Annotated in this window: 13 protein-coding genes; 6 read left to right on the forward strand and 7 right to left on the reverse strand. The window is 75.9% G+C overall.

Features of this window, described 5'->3' with window-relative positions; all coding sequences use genetic code 11:
* The first annotated feature begins 372 nt into the window (after positions 1-372).
* Positions 373-1,602, forward strand: coding sequence for an MFS transporter (locus AB0F11_RS26955; RefSeq protein WP_362178850.1), 1,230 nt, complete (start codon positions 373-375; stop codon positions 1,600-1,602).
* Here AB0F11_RS26955 and AB0F11_RS26960 read toward each other — a convergent pair.
* A complete protein-coding gene (locus AB0F11_RS26960) occupies positions 1,592-1,978 on the reverse strand; it encodes a cupin domain-containing protein (RefSeq protein ID WP_362178743.1) in 387 nt (128 codons plus the stop codon). The two genes, AB0F11_RS26955 and AB0F11_RS26960, sit on opposite strands and share 11 nt — an antisense overlap.
* Before the next feature lie 203 nt (positions 1,979-2,181).
* Here AB0F11_RS26960 and AB0F11_RS26965 point away from each other — a divergent pair, with 203 nt between their 5' ends.
* The gene (locus tag AB0F11_RS26965; RefSeq protein ID WP_362178745.1) at positions 2,182-3,141 is read left to right on the forward strand and encodes a pseudouridine-5'-phosphate glycosidase; all 960 of its coding nucleotides are present in this window, start codon (positions 2,182-2,184) and stop codon (positions 3,139-3,141) included.
* The gene (locus AB0F11_RS26970) at positions 3,138-4,049 is read left to right on the forward strand and encodes a PfkB family carbohydrate kinase (RefSeq protein WP_362178748.1); all 912 of its coding nucleotides are present in this window, start codon (positions 3,138-3,140) and stop codon (positions 4,047-4,049) included. Before AB0F11_RS26965 ends, AB0F11_RS26970 begins: the two co-directional genes overlap by 4 nt.
* A 52-nt stretch (positions 4,050-4,101) precedes the next feature.
* Here the strand turns inward: AB0F11_RS26970 and AB0F11_RS26975 are convergent, their stop codons facing one another.
* Together AB0F11_RS26975 and AB0F11_RS26980 are read right to left on the reverse strand one after the other, a co-directional pair.
* A complete protein-coding gene (locus AB0F11_RS26975; protein WP_362178751.1) occupies positions 4,102-4,716 on the reverse strand; it encodes a hypothetical protein in 615 nt (204 codons plus the stop codon).
* Between the two features lie 168 nt (positions 4,717-4,884).
* A complete protein-coding gene (locus tag AB0F11_RS26980) occupies positions 4,885-5,529 on the reverse strand; it encodes a uridine kinase (protein ID WP_362178753.1) in 645 nt (214 codons plus the stop codon).
* A 92-nt stretch (positions 5,530-5,621) separates the two neighbouring features.
* On the opposite strand from AB0F11_RS26980, the gene AB0F11_RS26985 reads away from it, so the two are divergent.
* Positions 5,622-7,067 carry a WGR domain-containing protein gene (locus tag AB0F11_RS26985; protein ID WP_362178755.1) on the forward strand — a complete coding sequence of 482 codons (1,446 nt, stop codon included), beginning with the start codon at positions 5,622-5,624 and terminating at the stop codon, positions 7,065-7,067.
* Here AB0F11_RS26985 and AB0F11_RS26990 read toward each other — a convergent pair.
* On the reverse strand, positions 7,031-7,432 hold the full coding sequence (locus AB0F11_RS26990) for a cupin domain-containing protein (protein ID WP_362178756.1): 402 nt from the start codon (positions 7,430-7,432) through the stop codon (positions 7,031-7,033). The genes AB0F11_RS26985 and AB0F11_RS26990 overlap by 37 nt on opposite strands.
* A 151-nt stretch (positions 7,433-7,583) precedes the next feature.
* Between AB0F11_RS26990 and AB0F11_RS26995 the strand changes: the two genes are divergently transcribed.
* Positions 7,584-8,342, forward strand: coding sequence for a DUF2293 domain-containing protein (locus tag AB0F11_RS26995; protein ID WP_362178758.1), 759 nt, complete (start codon positions 7,584-7,586; stop codon positions 8,340-8,342).
* Positions 8,343-8,386: 44 nt separating this feature from the next.
* Here the strand turns inward: AB0F11_RS26995 and AB0F11_RS27000 are convergent, their stop codons facing one another.
* Positions 8,387-9,061, reverse strand: coding sequence for a chaplin (locus AB0F11_RS27000; RefSeq protein ID WP_362178760.1), 675 nt, complete (start codon positions 9,059-9,061; stop codon positions 8,387-8,389).
* Positions 9,062-9,188: 127 nt separating this feature from the next.
* On the opposite strand from AB0F11_RS27000, the gene AB0F11_RS27005 reads away from it, so the two are divergent.
* Complete coding sequence (locus AB0F11_RS27005; RefSeq protein WP_362178763.1) at positions 9,189-9,737, forward strand: hypothetical protein; 549 nt, start codon at positions 9,189-9,191, stop codon at positions 9,735-9,737.
* On the opposite strand, the gene AB0F11_RS27010 is transcribed toward AB0F11_RS27005, so the two are convergent.
* The gene (locus tag AB0F11_RS27010) at positions 9,718-10,932 is read right to left on the reverse strand and encodes an SWIM zinc finger family protein (RefSeq protein ID WP_362178766.1); all 1,215 of its coding nucleotides are present in this window, start codon (positions 10,930-10,932) and stop codon (positions 9,718-9,720) included. The two genes, AB0F11_RS27005 and AB0F11_RS27010, sit on opposite strands and share 20 nt — an antisense overlap.
* Positions 10,929-13,805, reverse strand: coding sequence for a DEAD/DEAH box helicase (locus tag AB0F11_RS27015; protein ID WP_362178853.1), 2,877 nt, complete (start codon positions 13,803-13,805; stop codon positions 10,929-10,931). Before AB0F11_RS27015 ends, AB0F11_RS27010 begins: the two co-directional genes overlap by 4 nt.
* Position 13,806: the final 1 nt, after the last annotated feature.

The raw sequence follows: 13,806 nt of genomic DNA on the forward strand, positions 1-13,806 counted from the left end.
CTCAAACGCCGCGCGGGCTGGATTCATCCAGCCCCGCCGGCGTTTGAGGCGCGGGGTCCGGGGCGGAGCCCCGATCTTTGAGCCGCGCCGGCGATCGAGGCGAGCGGGGCCGGGGCCGCAGGACCCGCCCGCGGCGAAGCCGCTATCGGACACAGCGGGGTGGGGAACGGCTCCGCGCAGCGGCCGGGTCGGTCCACCGGTTCCGCCGGGCGGTAAGGGCTGGGACACTGCTGCGGTGACTACCTCCACTGCAGCAGACACCCCGCACCGCCCGCACCAGGGGTGGCCCGCGTGACCGCGATACCCGGCACGGGTGCCGGTACCGGTACCGGCACCGACCGGCCCGCCGGGGCGACCCCGGACCCCGCGGAACTGCCCCGCCTGCGCCGCCGCACCTCCTCCGTCCTGATCGCCTCCCAGATGCTGGGCGGCCTCGGCGTCCCCATCAGCATCGCCCTGGCCCCCGCCCTCGCGACCGAGGTCAGCGGCACCGAGGCCCTGTCCGGCTTCGCCTCCACCGCCGCCGTGGTCGGCACCGCCCTCGTCTCGCTGCCGCTCGCCGCCCTGATGACCCGCCGCGGCCGCCGCCCCGGGCTGGTCCTCGCGTACGGGATCGGCGCCGCCGGCGCGGCCCTGGTGGTGCTGGCCGCCGCGGTCAAGAGCTTCCCGCTGCTGATGCTCGGCATGGCCGCCTTCGGAGCCGCCTCCTCCGCCAACCTCCAGGCCCGCTTCGCGGCCGCCGACCTGGCCGCCCCGGACCACCGGGCGCGGGCCATCTCCGTGGTCGTGTGGGCGTCCACCCTGGGCGCGGTGCTCGGCCCGAACCTGTCGGCCCCGGCCAGCCGCAGCTTCGCCGGGACCTCCATCCCGGAGACGGCCGGCCCCTTCGTATGGGCCGGCGCCGTCTTCGTCCTCACGGGCACCCTGCTCGGCGTCCTGCTGCGGCCGGATCCGCTGCTGACGGCCCGGGCGCTGGCCTCGCCCGCCGAGCAGGGCCAAGGCGGCCACTCGCTGCGTGCCGGGTTCGCGGCCGTCAAGGCGTCGCCGCGCGCCCGCCTGGCGCTGGCCACCGTAGCCGTGTCGCACACCACCATGGTCTCGATCATGGTGATGACCCCGGTCGACCTCGGCCACCACGGCGCCGGGCTGCAGCTGATCGGCCTGGTGATCAGCGGGCACATCGCCGGCATGTTCGCCTTCTCGCCCGTGATGGGCTGGCTCGCGGACCGGCTCGGCCGGCTGTCCGTGATCGGTCTCGCGGCCGGTCTGCTGTCGCTGGCCGCGCTGCTCGCCGGTACCGCCGGGCCGGACCACGGCCAGAGCGCACTGGGGCTCTTCCTGCTCGGCCTCGGCTGGTCGGCCGGCATGGTCTCCGGCTCGGCGCTGCTGACCGACTCGGTGCCCTCGGGGGCGCGCGCCGCCGTGCAGGGGCTGAGCGACCTCACGATGAACACCTGCGCGGGTCTGGGCGGCGCCTGCGCCGGCCTGGTCATGTCGCAGGCCGGCTACGGCTGGCTGAACGCGATCGGCGCCGCCCTGCTGCTGCCGCTGGCGGCGCTCGCGCTGTTCACCTCGCGCCGCCACCCGGCGGTCAGCAGCTGATGTGGTAGGCCTTGCGCAGCGTCTCGTGCACGGTCCAGGTGGTCCTGTCGCCCTCCCGGAGCACGCAGGCGGAGCCGGGGCCGACCTCCAGGGTCGCGCCGCCCTCGACCTCGATGGTGGCGCGGCCGCTGACCACCACGAACAGCTCGTTCGCCTCGACGTCCGTGACGACGCCCGGGGTGATCTGCCAGATGCCGCGGATCTGCCGGCCGTCCGGGGATTCCCACAGCACCTTGCCGGTCACGACGGGCGCGCCGGAGACGATCTGCCCGGGGTCGAGCTCCTCCGGCTCCAGGGCGGCGTCCGGGAGGTCGGGGACGGAGACGGCGAAGGAGGCCGAGGCCGCCGCTGCGGCAGAGTGATCACTGGTGCTCATGGGGCGCCAGCGTAGTGCGGCCGGGACGCGCGCCGGGGTGGCCACAGCGTCCAGGTTCCGCCCGCCGCAGGAGGCACCCTGTCCAGCGGGCGACCGCGGGTTTCGGCCAGGGCGTGCGCACGGGGCGCCCGTGTGCGGTGGTGTTCGGACGAGCCCGCGGGGAGCGCGTTTCGGGGCGCACCTCCCGTGCCATGGATGGGTACATGCCACAGCACACCACTTCCGCGTCCTCGTCCCCGGCCCCGTCCGGCGGTCCCGTCGTCCTGTCCGAGGAGGTCCGCGAGGCCCTCGAACACGGGCGGCCCGTCGTCGCACTGGAGTCCACGATCATCACGCACGGCCTGCCGCGCCCGCGCAACCTGGCGGTGGCCGCCGAACTGGAGGGGCTGGTCCGCGCGGAAGGGGCCGTCCCGGCGACGATCGCGGTGATCGACGGAGTGGCGCACGCGGGCCTGGACAAGGAGCAGCTGGAGCGGATCGCCGGCGGTGAGGGCGTGCGCAAGCTGGGCCACCGCGATCTGGCGCCCGCCTTCGCGGCCGGCGCGAGCGGTGCGACGACGGTATCGGCGACGGCGTTCCTGGCCGCCCGGGCCGGGCTGCGGGTCTTCGCCACGGGCGGGCTGGGCGGCGTACACCGGGAGTTCGCCGAGACCCAGGACGAGTCGGCGGACCTGTCGCTGCTGGCCCGGACGCGGATCACGGTGGTGTGCGCGGGGGTGAAGTCGATCCTGGACGTGCCGGCCACATTGCAGCGGCTGGAGACGCTGGGGGTGACGGTGCTCGGGTACGGAACGGAACGTTTCCCCGGGTTCTACCTGGCCAGTTCGGGCGAGCCGGTGGACTGGACGGTGCACCGGCCGCAGGAGGTCGCGGCCGTGATGGCGGCCCAGGACGCGCTGGGTGGGCCCGAGTCGGCGCTGCTGGTCGCCAACCCGGTCGACGAGGCCGAGCAGTTGGACCCGGCGCTGCACGACCGGGTCCTGGCCGAGGCTCTGGAGGAGTGCCGGCGGCAGGGGATCACGGGGCAGGCGGTGACGCCGTACCTGCTGGCCTTCCTGGTACGGGCGACGGCCGGGGCCTCGCTGGAGGCCAACCTCGCGGCGGTGCGGGGCAACGTCGTGCTGGGGGCCCGGATCGCGGGGTCCTGGGCGGAGCGGGCGTGACCGCGGCGGGGGCGGGGCCGGGGGCGCTGCTGGTCATCGGGGACGTGGTCACCGATGTCGTGGCGGTGCATCCGGAGCCGCTGACTCCGGCGACCGACACGGCCGCCCGCATCCGGACCCTGCCCGGGGGCGCCGGGGCCAACGTGGCCTGCTGGGCGGCCCACGCCGGGGCGGCGGACGTGCGGCTGCTGGCCCGGGTGGGCACGGAATCGGCGCAGTGGCACGAGCAGGCGCTCCTGGACGCGGGAGTGCGGCCGCGGCTGCTGGTCGACCCGGTGGAGCCGACGGGGACGGTGGTGGCGCTGGTCGGCAAGGACGCCGAGCGGACGTTCCTGACCGACAGCGGCGCCGCCCTGCGCCTGTCCCCCGACGACTGGGCGCCCGACCTGCTGGACGGGGTCGCCCGTCTGCACCTGTCCGGCTACCTGTTCTTCGCCGACAGCAGCCGGGAGCTGGCCCAGGTCGCGCTGGCGGCGGCCCGGGCCCGCGGGGTGCCGGTCAGCGTGGACCCGGCCTCGGCGGGGTTCCTGCTCACCCTCGGCACGCGGCGCTTCCTCGACGCCGCGGCGGGGGCCTGCGTCCTGCTCCCCAACGAGGACGAGGCCCGGCTGCTGGCCGGCCTGCCGGAGCCGGCCGGGGCGGCCCGGGCGGCCGCGGTGCTGAGCGAGCGGGTGCCGCTGGTGGTGGTCACCCGGGGCCCGGCCGGGGCGCTGGTCGCGCAGGGCGGCCGGGTCACGGCCGAGGTCGCCGCGGAGCCGGTGCGGGCGGTGGACTCCACGGGCGCGGGGGACGCCTTCACCGGCGGGTTCCTGGCGGCCCGGCTCGCGGGCGCCGGTCCGCAGGAGGCGGCCCGGGCGGGCTGCCGGGCGGCGGCGCTGGCCGTCACCCGGCTGGGCGGGCGGCCGTAGCGCCGTACGACGGGAGCTGTGTACGGCCCACGCGGCTCCGGAGGCTGCGGAGCTACGGGGCGGGGGTGTACTCCTCCTGGCCGAGGGTTTCGATCCAGCCGTGGTGGTCCACGTTGTAGTGGAAGACCAGGCCCTTGTCGGGGTGGGCGATCAGCCATTCGCCGAGCTCGTTGATGGTGATCGGCTTGCTCACCGTGCTCGCCACGATCGGGGTGAGGGCGCTGATCTTGGCGTCCTCGTTGACGGAGATGAAGGTCTCCTCGCCGACCGTCACGAAGGGGGCTGCCCCGCCCGGTCCGGGGCAGCCCCAGTTTCCGTGCTTGACGATCAGGCTGTGGGCGCCGCCCTCGGGGGTGTAGCGGTAGACGGCGATCTCGTCCGGCGAGATCGGCATCTTGTGGTCGCACGTGGGGGCGGGGGCCGGCGGCTTCGGCTTTACGGCGGCGGTGGCGGTGGCCGAGGCGGTCGGCTTCGGCGTGGCCTTCGCGGGCGCCGAGGGCAGCGGACCGCCGGGCGGGGCCGGGGATGTGGCGGAGGGCGGGGCCTGGGTGGCGCCGGGGGCCGGGTCGGCGGCTCCCCCGTCGGTGTCCCCGTTGCAGGCTGCCAGGGTCAGGGCCCCGCCCAGGGCCAGCGCGGCGAGCGCCGACCCCCTCGACCGTCTTCCCATTGCCGTCTCCCTCTGCCGGGGCGCCACCGGGTGGCCGCCGTTCGAAGCGTGACAGCACCGTAGGGCCCGGTCCCCGGCCGGGGCGATGGCCGGATCCCGATCGGCACCCGGCCGGGACCGCTTTGTTGCGGGTCCCTGACGTCCGTGCCCGGACCGGGTCGCGCGGGGTCAGCCGGCGAGGCCCGTCCAGGCGGGGTGGCGCGGGTCGTCGGCCCTGACGACGGCGTCGGCGAGGGACGCGGGGTCGGTCTCGGCCTCGTAGCGGGCGAAGGCGGGCAGGGTCCAGCGGGCGGACTCCTCCGTGCGGCGCCGCAGCGCTCCGGGAGAGAGCCGGATGTGCACGCTGAGGTCGAAGGGGAACCAGCGGCCCAGCAGCAGCGGGCCGTGGACGATCACGACGGCGCCCGGCGGGAGTTCGGTGTACGGGCTGCGGGTGGCCCGGTCGGTCACCGGGTCCCACAGGTCGGGCAGGACGCGGCCGGTACCGCCGGGATCGGTCGGGCCGAACACCTCCCGCCACAGGGCGGCGGTGTCGTACCAGCCGCCGAGGTAGCTCTCCACGTCCTGGCGGCCGAACTCGTAGCGCAGGGAGGCCGGCCGCAGGAACCCGTCGGTCGCCACGACCAGGGCCGTGCGCCCGTTCAGCCGCACGGCGTCGGCGAGTTGTCCGGCGAGCGTGCCGGTGCCGGCGGCCGGCGCGCCGTCGATGCCGACGCGCTGCCAGGCCGGCTCCGCGGGGTCGGGCCGGTGGTCGTCCAGATGGCCTGCGAGCCGCTCGGCCATCCGCTGCCAGGTGATCGCTTCGAGGTGCACGGGCCCATTGTCAGTGGTCGCCCGTAGCGTTTTTCACCAGGGATCACCGGCGGGAGAGAGCCGTCGGGCCCGGCCTTGGGGAGGGGTCTGTCATGGCTCGCGAGACGACGTATCTGGAGCTGTCGCAGGATGGCGGCGGGGCGCACAAGTTCTACGAGGTGACCGTGGACGGCACGGCCGTGACCGTGCGGTACGGGCGCATCGGCGCGGGCGGCCAGGTGCAGAGCTCGTCCTTCGCGAGCGCCGAGAAGGCGCGGGCGGCCGCCGCCAAGAAGATCGGCGAGAAGGTCCGCAAGGGGTACGCGCCAGCGGTCCGGGGGCAGCGCGCGGCGCGTCCGGTGACGCGCCGGCAGGTGGCGTCCGCACCGTCGACGGCGCGCGCGGTGGCCCCGGTGCTGTGGCGGTTCCGCACGGGCGCGTCGGCGTTCGGGATCCATGTGGACGAGGAGCGCGCCTGGGTCGGCAACCAGGCGGGCGATGTCTACACGCTGAGCCACGGCGGCGAGGTGCTGGCCCGGTATTCGCTGCCGGACGGGGTGAAGTGCCTGGTGGCGGACGAGTTCTGGATCTATGCGGGCTGTGACGACGGCGGGGTGTACGACCTGTCGGCGAAGGTGCCGTTCAAGGCGTACGACATCGCCGATGACGTGGACATCTTCTGGCTGGACATCCACGAGGGCGTGCTCAACGTCTCGGATGCGAACGGCGGTCTGACGGTCATCGACCACGAGGACGAGTTCCAGTGGTCGCGCAGGTCCGCCGGGTCCAATGCGTGGATGGTGCGGGCCGATGCGGACGCGGTCTACCACGGCCACACGCGCGGGGTGACGGCGTACGCCCCGGACGGCAGTGGCGAGTTGTGGCACACCGCGACCAGCGGCGGGGTGCTGTTCGGCTGGCAGGAGGCCGATGCGGTCTTCGCCGGCACCGGGCGCAACGCGGTGCAGCGGCTGGCGAAGGGGACCGGCGCGATCGAGGCCACGTACCACTGCGATGCGGCGGTGTACGCGTGCGCGACCTCGCCTGACGGGCAGCACGTCTTCGCCGGTGACTCCTCCTCGTCGGTGTACTGCTTCGCCGCGGACGGGACCCGGCTGTGGAAGCTCGGCACGGGCAGCGGTTCCGCCCTGTCGATGCAGTACCTGGACGAGCGGCTGTACCTGGTCACCACGGACGGCTCGCTGGTGTGCGTGGACGCGAGCGAGGCGGCGATCGCCGCGGCCCAGCAGGGCACGGTGCCGGTGGCGGTGGACGTGAAGTCCGCGGCGGCCCTGCCGGTGGCCCGGCCGGCGGCGTCGGCCGCGGCGCTGGCGAGCGTCTCGGTGGCGGCGGCCCCGGCGGACGGCGTGGTCGTGGAGTGCGTCCAGCAGGGCGGCCGGCTGCGGGTACAGGTGGTCTCGGGCGGCTTCGAGCGCTCGTGGAACGTGCAGTTCCCGCGGGGGATCCGGGAGCCGGGCGCCCGGTACGTGGTGGACGGGCTGCATGCGGCGTCGGGCGGGTTCTACCGGGTGCGCGGGGAGATACGCCGCCTGGTCTGAGCGGGCCGGGGGCCGGGGGGCGGAGGGCCGGCGGGCAGGGAGAACGGTTCGCCTTCCGCGAGCGTGCTGGTCACGTACAGCACGACGGGGACGGTGCCGAGGTTGCGGCCGAGGTGGACGTGCCGCAGGCCCGCGGGTTCGACGAAGCTGCTGCCGGGCGGGTGCACGACCACCGTGCGGTCGTGCAGGATGCGGGTCAGCGTCCCGGACTTGACCAGGGCGATGAGCGGGACGCGGTGGTAGTGCCAGCCGGTGCTGCCGCCGGGCTCGATGACCACCTCGCGGCCCGCGAGGTGTGCGGCGGCCTCGGCCGGCGCGGGTATCGGGGGATGCGTCGTCGCCGTCGCGGCCTGCCGTCCACCCATGTCTTCCCCCTCCGTCACGGGCGCCACGGCCATACCGCAGGCCCCGTAGTCACGGTAGAGGGACATCCGGACATCGAGGGAGAGTTGGCGGAACGTCAGGCGCTGCGCCGGGAAAGGTGATAAAGGGGCCGGACGGCGGTATCACCACGGCATGAGTCTGGTCGTCTTCGAGTCGGTGAAGCAGGTCCACTGCGCCCAATGCCGTCGGAGCCCGCTGCGGCACCTGGTGCGCGAGGCGGGGGTGCCGCGCTGCCTGGACTGCGCCGACCTGGGGCATCTGGTCTACCTGCCGCGCGGGGATGCGGCCCTCACCCGGCGGGCGCGCGAGGCCAGTTCGCTGTCCGCGGTCGTCGTCCGCTTCAACCGGCGCCGCCGCCGCTACGAGCGCCAGGGCATCCTGGTGGAGGAGCCCGCCCTGGCGCGGGCGGAACGGGCCTGTCTCGCGGACGCCGAGGCGCGGGCGCGCCGGCGGGAGCGGGACCGGGCGCGCCGCGCGGCGGAGGACGTCCGGTTCACGGCGGCCTTCGCCGCGGAGATACGCAGGCTGTTCCCCGGCTGCCCGCCGGAACGGGCCCGGGCCATCGCCGCGCACGCCTCGGTCCGCGGCAGCGGCCGGGTCGGGCGCACGGCGGCCGGCCGGGCGCTGGACGAGGCCGCGGTCTCGGTGGCGGTCCGGGCGGCGGTACGACACACCGACACCGAGTACGACGCCCTGCTGATGTCGGGCGTCCCGCGTTTCGCGGCCCGGGCCCGCCTGGCACCCCGCATCGACGCCATCCTCGACGCGTGGCGCCTGCCCCCGGAGCCCGCGGACCCGGAGGCCGGGCCCGGCCCTGAGCCGGGATCCGAGCACGGGCCCGGGAGGGGGCACGGCCACGGGCCGGAGGCGGGAGCCGCGGCGGCGGCCTGAGCGGGGCGGGGCGTACCGGGCCGGAGCCACTGCCCGTGCCGCGGCTACTGGGTGCGGAAGCGGCGGTAGAGGAGGACGCCGCCGAGCAGGAGGGCGCCGCTGCCGGGCAGGAGGTAGCCGAGGCCCTCGGCGCCGGTGTGGGCGAGGGCCGGGCCGGGCTGCTGCGGGGCGGGCGGGGTCACCGGGCGCTGGGTGGCCGGGGGCCGGGCCGGCTGCTGCGGCGGCTTGGCGGTGCCGGGGGTCTCGCCATTGACCGAGGTGTTGCCGGAGGTGCCGTTGCCGACCCCGGCGACGCTCACCGCGTTGCCGCTGATGTTGACCGGGAGGTCGACCGGGAGCTGGATGCCGTTGCCGGACAGCACACCCGGGGAGTCCTTTCCGCTTCCTCCCGCGTGGGCGCCGCCCCCGTTGGCCGACCCCGGTTTCGCGGGCTGGGCGGGGGCCGTCCCGGATTGTGCGCCGCTCCCGCCCCCCTCGTTCGTACAGCGGTTCCCGGCGGCCGGGTTGAGCAGCCCGGCGACGCTCACCGTGTTCCCGCACACGTTCACCGGCGCGTGCACCGGCAGCTGCACCAGGTTCCCGGACAGCAGGCCCGGCGACCGCTCGGCCGTGCCGCCCGCTTCCGCATCGGCGAATGCGAACCCGCCCACACCCGCGACCGCGAGGCCACCGCCCGCAACCACCGCCGCGATCAAGCCGTTCCGGCGACTGTGACGCATGAGTTTCCCTGCTTTCCGGAGGAGTTCACGGGTGCTGCACCCGCACCGGAACCAACGCGGTAAGCCCATTCGGGTTATAGAGCAGATAGGCATTTCACTCCATCGTGTAATGGGTAGGGCCTCCTCCATGACCGATCGCCCGCTGCTCCTCCTCGACGTGGACGGCCCCCTCAACCCCTTCCGCTCCCGCCTCGCGGGGCTGCGCGGATACACCAGCCACCGGATGCACCCCACGATCTGGATGTCCTACCGCTCCCCCGGTTCCCGCAAGGCCCGGCGCGGTCTGCGGGTCCGCCTGCACCCCTCCCACGGCGCCCGGCTCCGCGCGCTGCCCTTCGAGCTGGCCTGGGCCACCACCTGGATGCACGAGGCCAACACCCTGATCGCCCCGCGCATCGGGCTGCCCGGTGATCTTCCCGTCATCGAGTGGCCGGAACTGTTCGCGCGCGACCCCGACGGGCTGTCCTGGAAGACCCGGCCGCTGCTGGAGTGGGCCGCGGGCCGCCCCTTCGCCTGGGTCGACGACATGATCAACCCGCGCGACCGGGCCTGGGTCGAGGCCCACCACCCGGCGCCCGCCCTGCTGCTGCGCATCCACCCCCGCCACGGCCTGCGCGCCCGCGACTTCGCCGCGCTGGACGCCTGGGCGGCCGGCGTCAGCCCCGCAGGGCGGTGACCGGGTCCGGGGAGGGGGTGCCGGTGGGCCACCAGTCCTCGGCGTCCGGGCGGGACTCGTAGGCGTACCAGAGTCCGTCTCGGCCCAGTCGGAGCTGGCGGGTGCGCGCCGTGAGCCGGTTGCGCTCGGGGCGGAAGGGGCCGAGGGCGGCGGCCAGGAGCGCGGGACGGGCCCGGTCGAAGGGCCCGGCCGGCGGGTCCCAGGGCTCCTCCAGCGCGGCGAGCGCGGCCGGGCCGCCCTGCCGCCAGGCCGCCGCGGCCCGGGCCAGGTCGGTGGTGGTGCGGCCGGCGGCCCGGGCCAGGTCCCGGAACAGCGTGCGGGCGGCGCCGGTCAGGCCCGCCGTGTGGTGCGCGGAGGCCAGCCGGACGGCGTCCTGCCACAGGGTGAGCCCCCCGACCGTGTCCTCGCCGGTGGTGAGCAGGGCGAAGGCGCGCGCCGCCGCATCGGTGGCGAGCTGGTCCAGGACGAGTGGGTCCGGGGCGCCCGGATCGCCGGGGTCGGCAGGGCAGGCGGGCGGCAGCCCCGGGGCCGCGGGCGGCGGGAACGGCGCGGGCAGCAGCGGCAGCACCCTCCGGGCGAGCGCGGCGCGCGCTGCGACGCCGGGGAGTGCGGCGTCCGCTGCGGGCCGCTCCCGGGCGGCGTGGGCGGCGTTGCGGCGGGTCAGTTCGTCGAGGAGCTCCCGCTCGCCGCGGCCGCGCAGGAGCAGCAGCAGGAACGGGTCCTCGTCGAGGAGGCGGGCCGCCCGGTAGCACAGGGCGGCGGCGTGCTTGCAGGGCGGACGGGCCACATCGGGGCAGGAGCAGCGCGGCACGAGCTCGCCCGGGCCGGGCAGGACCGTCCCGGCCAGTGCCCGGGGGACCTCCCGCTCCAGCAGCGCGGCCAGCGCCGCCGGGTCTCCGGCCACGGCCTCCAGCAGTTCGGCCCACTCGGCGTCGCCGAGGGGGGCCAGCAGCAGTTCGGTGCGGTAGGGGCGGGCCCGGCTGCCCCGGACGTAGGCCACGAGCCGGCCGGGGGTGACGGTGACCGCGTCGACATGCCCCTCGGCGGCGTACGCACGCCCCCGCGCCAGCCGGGCCCCATCGCGGGCGGCGGCCTCCAGGGCCGACACCCAGGCCCGGCCCCACCAACTGGCGGCCTCCGCGCCGGCGGGCACGGTCTCGAAGGTGCGGCGGCGGTCGTCCCGCGCGGTGATCATGCGGGCCTCCGCAGGGAGACGAGGTCGGCGAGCTCGCGGTCGGTCAGCTCGGTCAGCGCAGCCTCGCCCGACCCGAGGACGGCCTCGGCCAGCGCCCGCTTGGCCTCCAGCAGCTCGGCGATCCGGTCCTCCACGGTGCCCTCGGCGATGATCCGGTGGACCTGGACGGGCTGGTCCTGGCCGATGCGGTAGGCGCGGTCGGTGGCCTGCTCCTCCACGGCCGGGTTCCACCACCGGTCGAAGTGGATCACATGCCCGGCCCGGGTCAGGTTCAGCCCGGTCCCGGCGGCCTTCAGCGACAGCAGGAAGACCGGTACCTCGCCGGACTGGAAGCGGTCCACGAGCTCCTCGCGGCGCGCGACCGGGGTCCCGCCGTGCAGGAACTGGTGGGAGATGCCCCGCGCCGACAGGTGCCGCTCGATGATCCGGGCCATCGTCACGTACTGGGTGAACACCAGCACCGAGCCGCCCTCCGCCAGGATCGTGTCCAGCAGCTCGTCCAGCAGGGCGAGCTTGCCCGAGCGGTGCGGGATCCGCGGCTGCTCCTCCTTCAGGTACTGCGCGGGGTGGTTGCATATCTGCTTCAGCGACGCCAGCAGCTTCATGATCATGCCGCGTCGCGCCATGCCCTCGCTGCCCCCGATCACGGCCATCGCCTCGTCCACCGCGGCCTGATACAGCGAGGCCTGCTCGCGGGTGAGGGCCACCGGATGGTCGGTCTCCGTCTTCGGGGGCAGTTCGGGGACGATGCCCGGGTCGGACTTCCTGCGCCGCAGCAGGAACGGCCGCACGAGCGCCGCCAGTCGGGCGACCGCCGCCTCGTTGCCCCCGTCCTCCTCCTGCTGGTGCTCCACCGGGCGGGCGTGGCGGGCACGGAAGGCCGTCAGCGGGCCCAGCAGCCCCGGTGTGGTCCAGTCGAGCAGCGCCCACAGCTCAGAGAGGTTGTTCTCCACCGGGGTGCCGGTCAGCGCCACCCGGGCCGGCGCCGGGATGGTGCGCAGCGCCTTCGCGGTCGCCGAGTGGGGGTTCTTGACGTGCTGCGCCTCGTCGGCGACGACCATGCCCCAGGGCTGCCCGGCGAGCCGGGCGGCGCTGGCCCGCATCGTCCCGTACGTGGTGAGCACGAATCCCCCGGCCAGGCCGTCGAGGCTGCGGCCGCCGCCGTGGAAGCGGCGCACCGGGACCCCGGGCGCGAACTTCTCGATCTCCCGCTGCCAGTTGCCCAGCAGCGAGGCCGGGCACACGACGAGCGTCGGCTCGGGCCGGTCGCGGTGCAGGTGGAGCGCGATCAGGGTGACGGTCTTGCCCAGCCCCATGTCGTCGGCGAGGCAGCCGCCGAGGCCGAGCGAGGTCATCAGGTCCAGCCAGGCCAGGCCGCGGGCCTGGTAGTCGCGCAGGGTGGCCTTGAGGGCGGCGGGCTGCGGCAGCGGGGCGAGCTCGCCGGTCAGCCGCTCCCGCAGCGCGGCCAGCGCCCCGACCGGAACCGCCTCCACCTGCTCGCCGTCGACCTCCGCGGCTCCCGTCAGTACGGTGGCCAGCGCGTCCACCGGGTCCAGCAGGCCCAGGTCCCGCTTGCGGGCCTTGCGCACCAGCTCGGGATCGACGCGGACCCACTGGTCGCGCAGCCGCACGATCGGCCGGTGGGCGAGGGCCAGCGCGTCCATCTCGCCCGGGGTCAGCCGGTCGCCGCCGAGCGCGAGTTCCCAGGAGAAGGCGAAGAGGTGGTCGGCGTCGAAGAAGGCGGTGCCGTCGGTGGCCGAGCCGGGCGCGGTGGACCGCACGACGGCGGTCGCGGACAGGCTGCGGACGAGCTCGCGCGGCCAGTGCACGGGGACCCCGGCGGCGGCCAGCCTGGTCGCCGCCGTGCCCAGCAGGTCTTCGAGCTCCGGGTCGGACAGGGCGAGGACGTCGGGAACCGGCCGGTCCAGCAGGCGCAGCAGCGGCGGCCAGACCCGGGCGGCCCGGCGCAGGGCCAGTACGGCGTCGATACGGGCGCGCGGCCCGAAGCCGGCGGGGGCGGCGCCGGCCCACAGCGGCGCGGCGTCGGTCAGCAGGGTCGGATCGGCCAGGCTGTGCACCTGGACGACGGCGGCACCGGCCCGCCGCAGCTCCACCCCTTCCTCCGGGGCGTCGGCCCCGTCCTCGGACGTCCCCTCCGCCCCGTCCGCGTCGAAGAGGCGGAACGAGGACAGGTCGAGCCGCAGCGAGATCCCGACGCCCGCATCGGCGCCGGAGGCCACCTGCGCGGCCCAGTCCCGCATCTGCGGCACCCGCTGCGGCTCCTGCGCGGCGAACGGCAACCCGGCTGCGACGGGCGCGGCCGGGGTACGGGGCAGGCAGTCGGCGACGGCGTCGAGGAACGCCCGCACCAGCGCCTCCGGTTCGGGCAGCTGGAGCGGCCGCCGGCCGGGCAGCGGCGTGGCGTACCCCTCGGACGGCAGGGCGGCGGCGACGGCCCGCAGGTGGACGACGTCGTCGGGGTCGAGCGGGCCCGCGCGCCAGGCGTCGACGTCCTCGGCGGTGAGCCCGGGCAGCAGGCGGCCCCGCGCGACGAGGGCCAGCGCGTGCACGGCGGCGGTGCCCCAGGCGCGGGTGGCCGGATGCGCCGCGGGACCGTACGGGGCGCGGGCGAGCAGCGCCAAGGCGTCACCCACGGCCAGGGTCACGGCGGGGACGGTCCGGGTGCGCCCCGCGCTGCCGTACGGGCGCACCACGTCGATCCGTGTCGCGGTCCCGCCCGGCACCTCGGGCAGGGGTTCCGGGTCCGCGGACCAGAAGGCGATGCGGCCCCGGCGCGGAACGGGGTCGGGCAGGAAGACCGCGGGGTGCCGCAGCAGGGCGTGCTGCGGGAGGGCATGCTGCGGCGGCTGCAAC

Origin of the sequence: Streptomyces sp. NPDC032472 (genome assembly GCF_040636955.1) — a bacterium.
Classification (GTDB): Bacteria; Actinomycetota; Actinomycetes; order Streptomycetales; family Streptomycetaceae; genus Streptomyces.

Excerpts from the sequence above, each read along its gene's own strand:
- AB0F11_RS26960 (WP_362178743.1), bottom strand. The coding sequence starts at position 1,978 with ATGAGCACCAGTGATCACTCTGCCGCAGCGGCGGCCTCGGCCTCCTTC.
- AB0F11_RS26965 (WP_362178745.1), top strand. The coding sequence starts at position 2,182 with ATGCCACAGCACACCACTTCCGCGTCCTCGTCCCCGGCCCCGTCCGGC.
- AB0F11_RS26975 (WP_362178751.1), bottom strand. The coding sequence starts at position 4,716 with ATGGGAAGACGGTCGAGGGGGTCGGCGCTCGCCGCGCTGGCCCTGGGC.
- AB0F11_RS26985 (WP_362178755.1), top strand. The coding sequence starts at position 5,622 with ATGGCTCGCGAGACGACGTATCTGGAGCTGTCGCAGGATGGCGGCGGG.
- AB0F11_RS26990 (WP_362178756.1), bottom strand. The coding sequence starts at position 7,432 with ATGGGTGGACGGCAGGCCGCGACGGCGACGACGCATCCCCCGATACCC.
- AB0F11_RS26995 (WP_362178758.1), top strand. The coding sequence starts at position 7,584 with ATGAGTCTGGTCGTCTTCGAGTCGGTGAAGCAGGTCCACTGCGCCCAA.
- AB0F11_RS27000 (WP_362178760.1), bottom strand. The coding sequence starts at position 9,061 with ATGCGTCACAGTCGCCGGAACGGCTTGATCGCGGCGGTGGTTGCGGGC.
- AB0F11_RS27005 (WP_362178763.1), top strand. The coding sequence starts at position 9,189 with ATGACCGATCGCCCGCTGCTCCTCCTCGACGTGGACGGCCCCCTCAAC.
- AB0F11_RS27010 (WP_362178766.1), bottom strand. The coding sequence starts at position 10,932 with ATGATCACCGCGCGGGACGACCGCCGCCGCACCTTCGAGACCGTGCCC.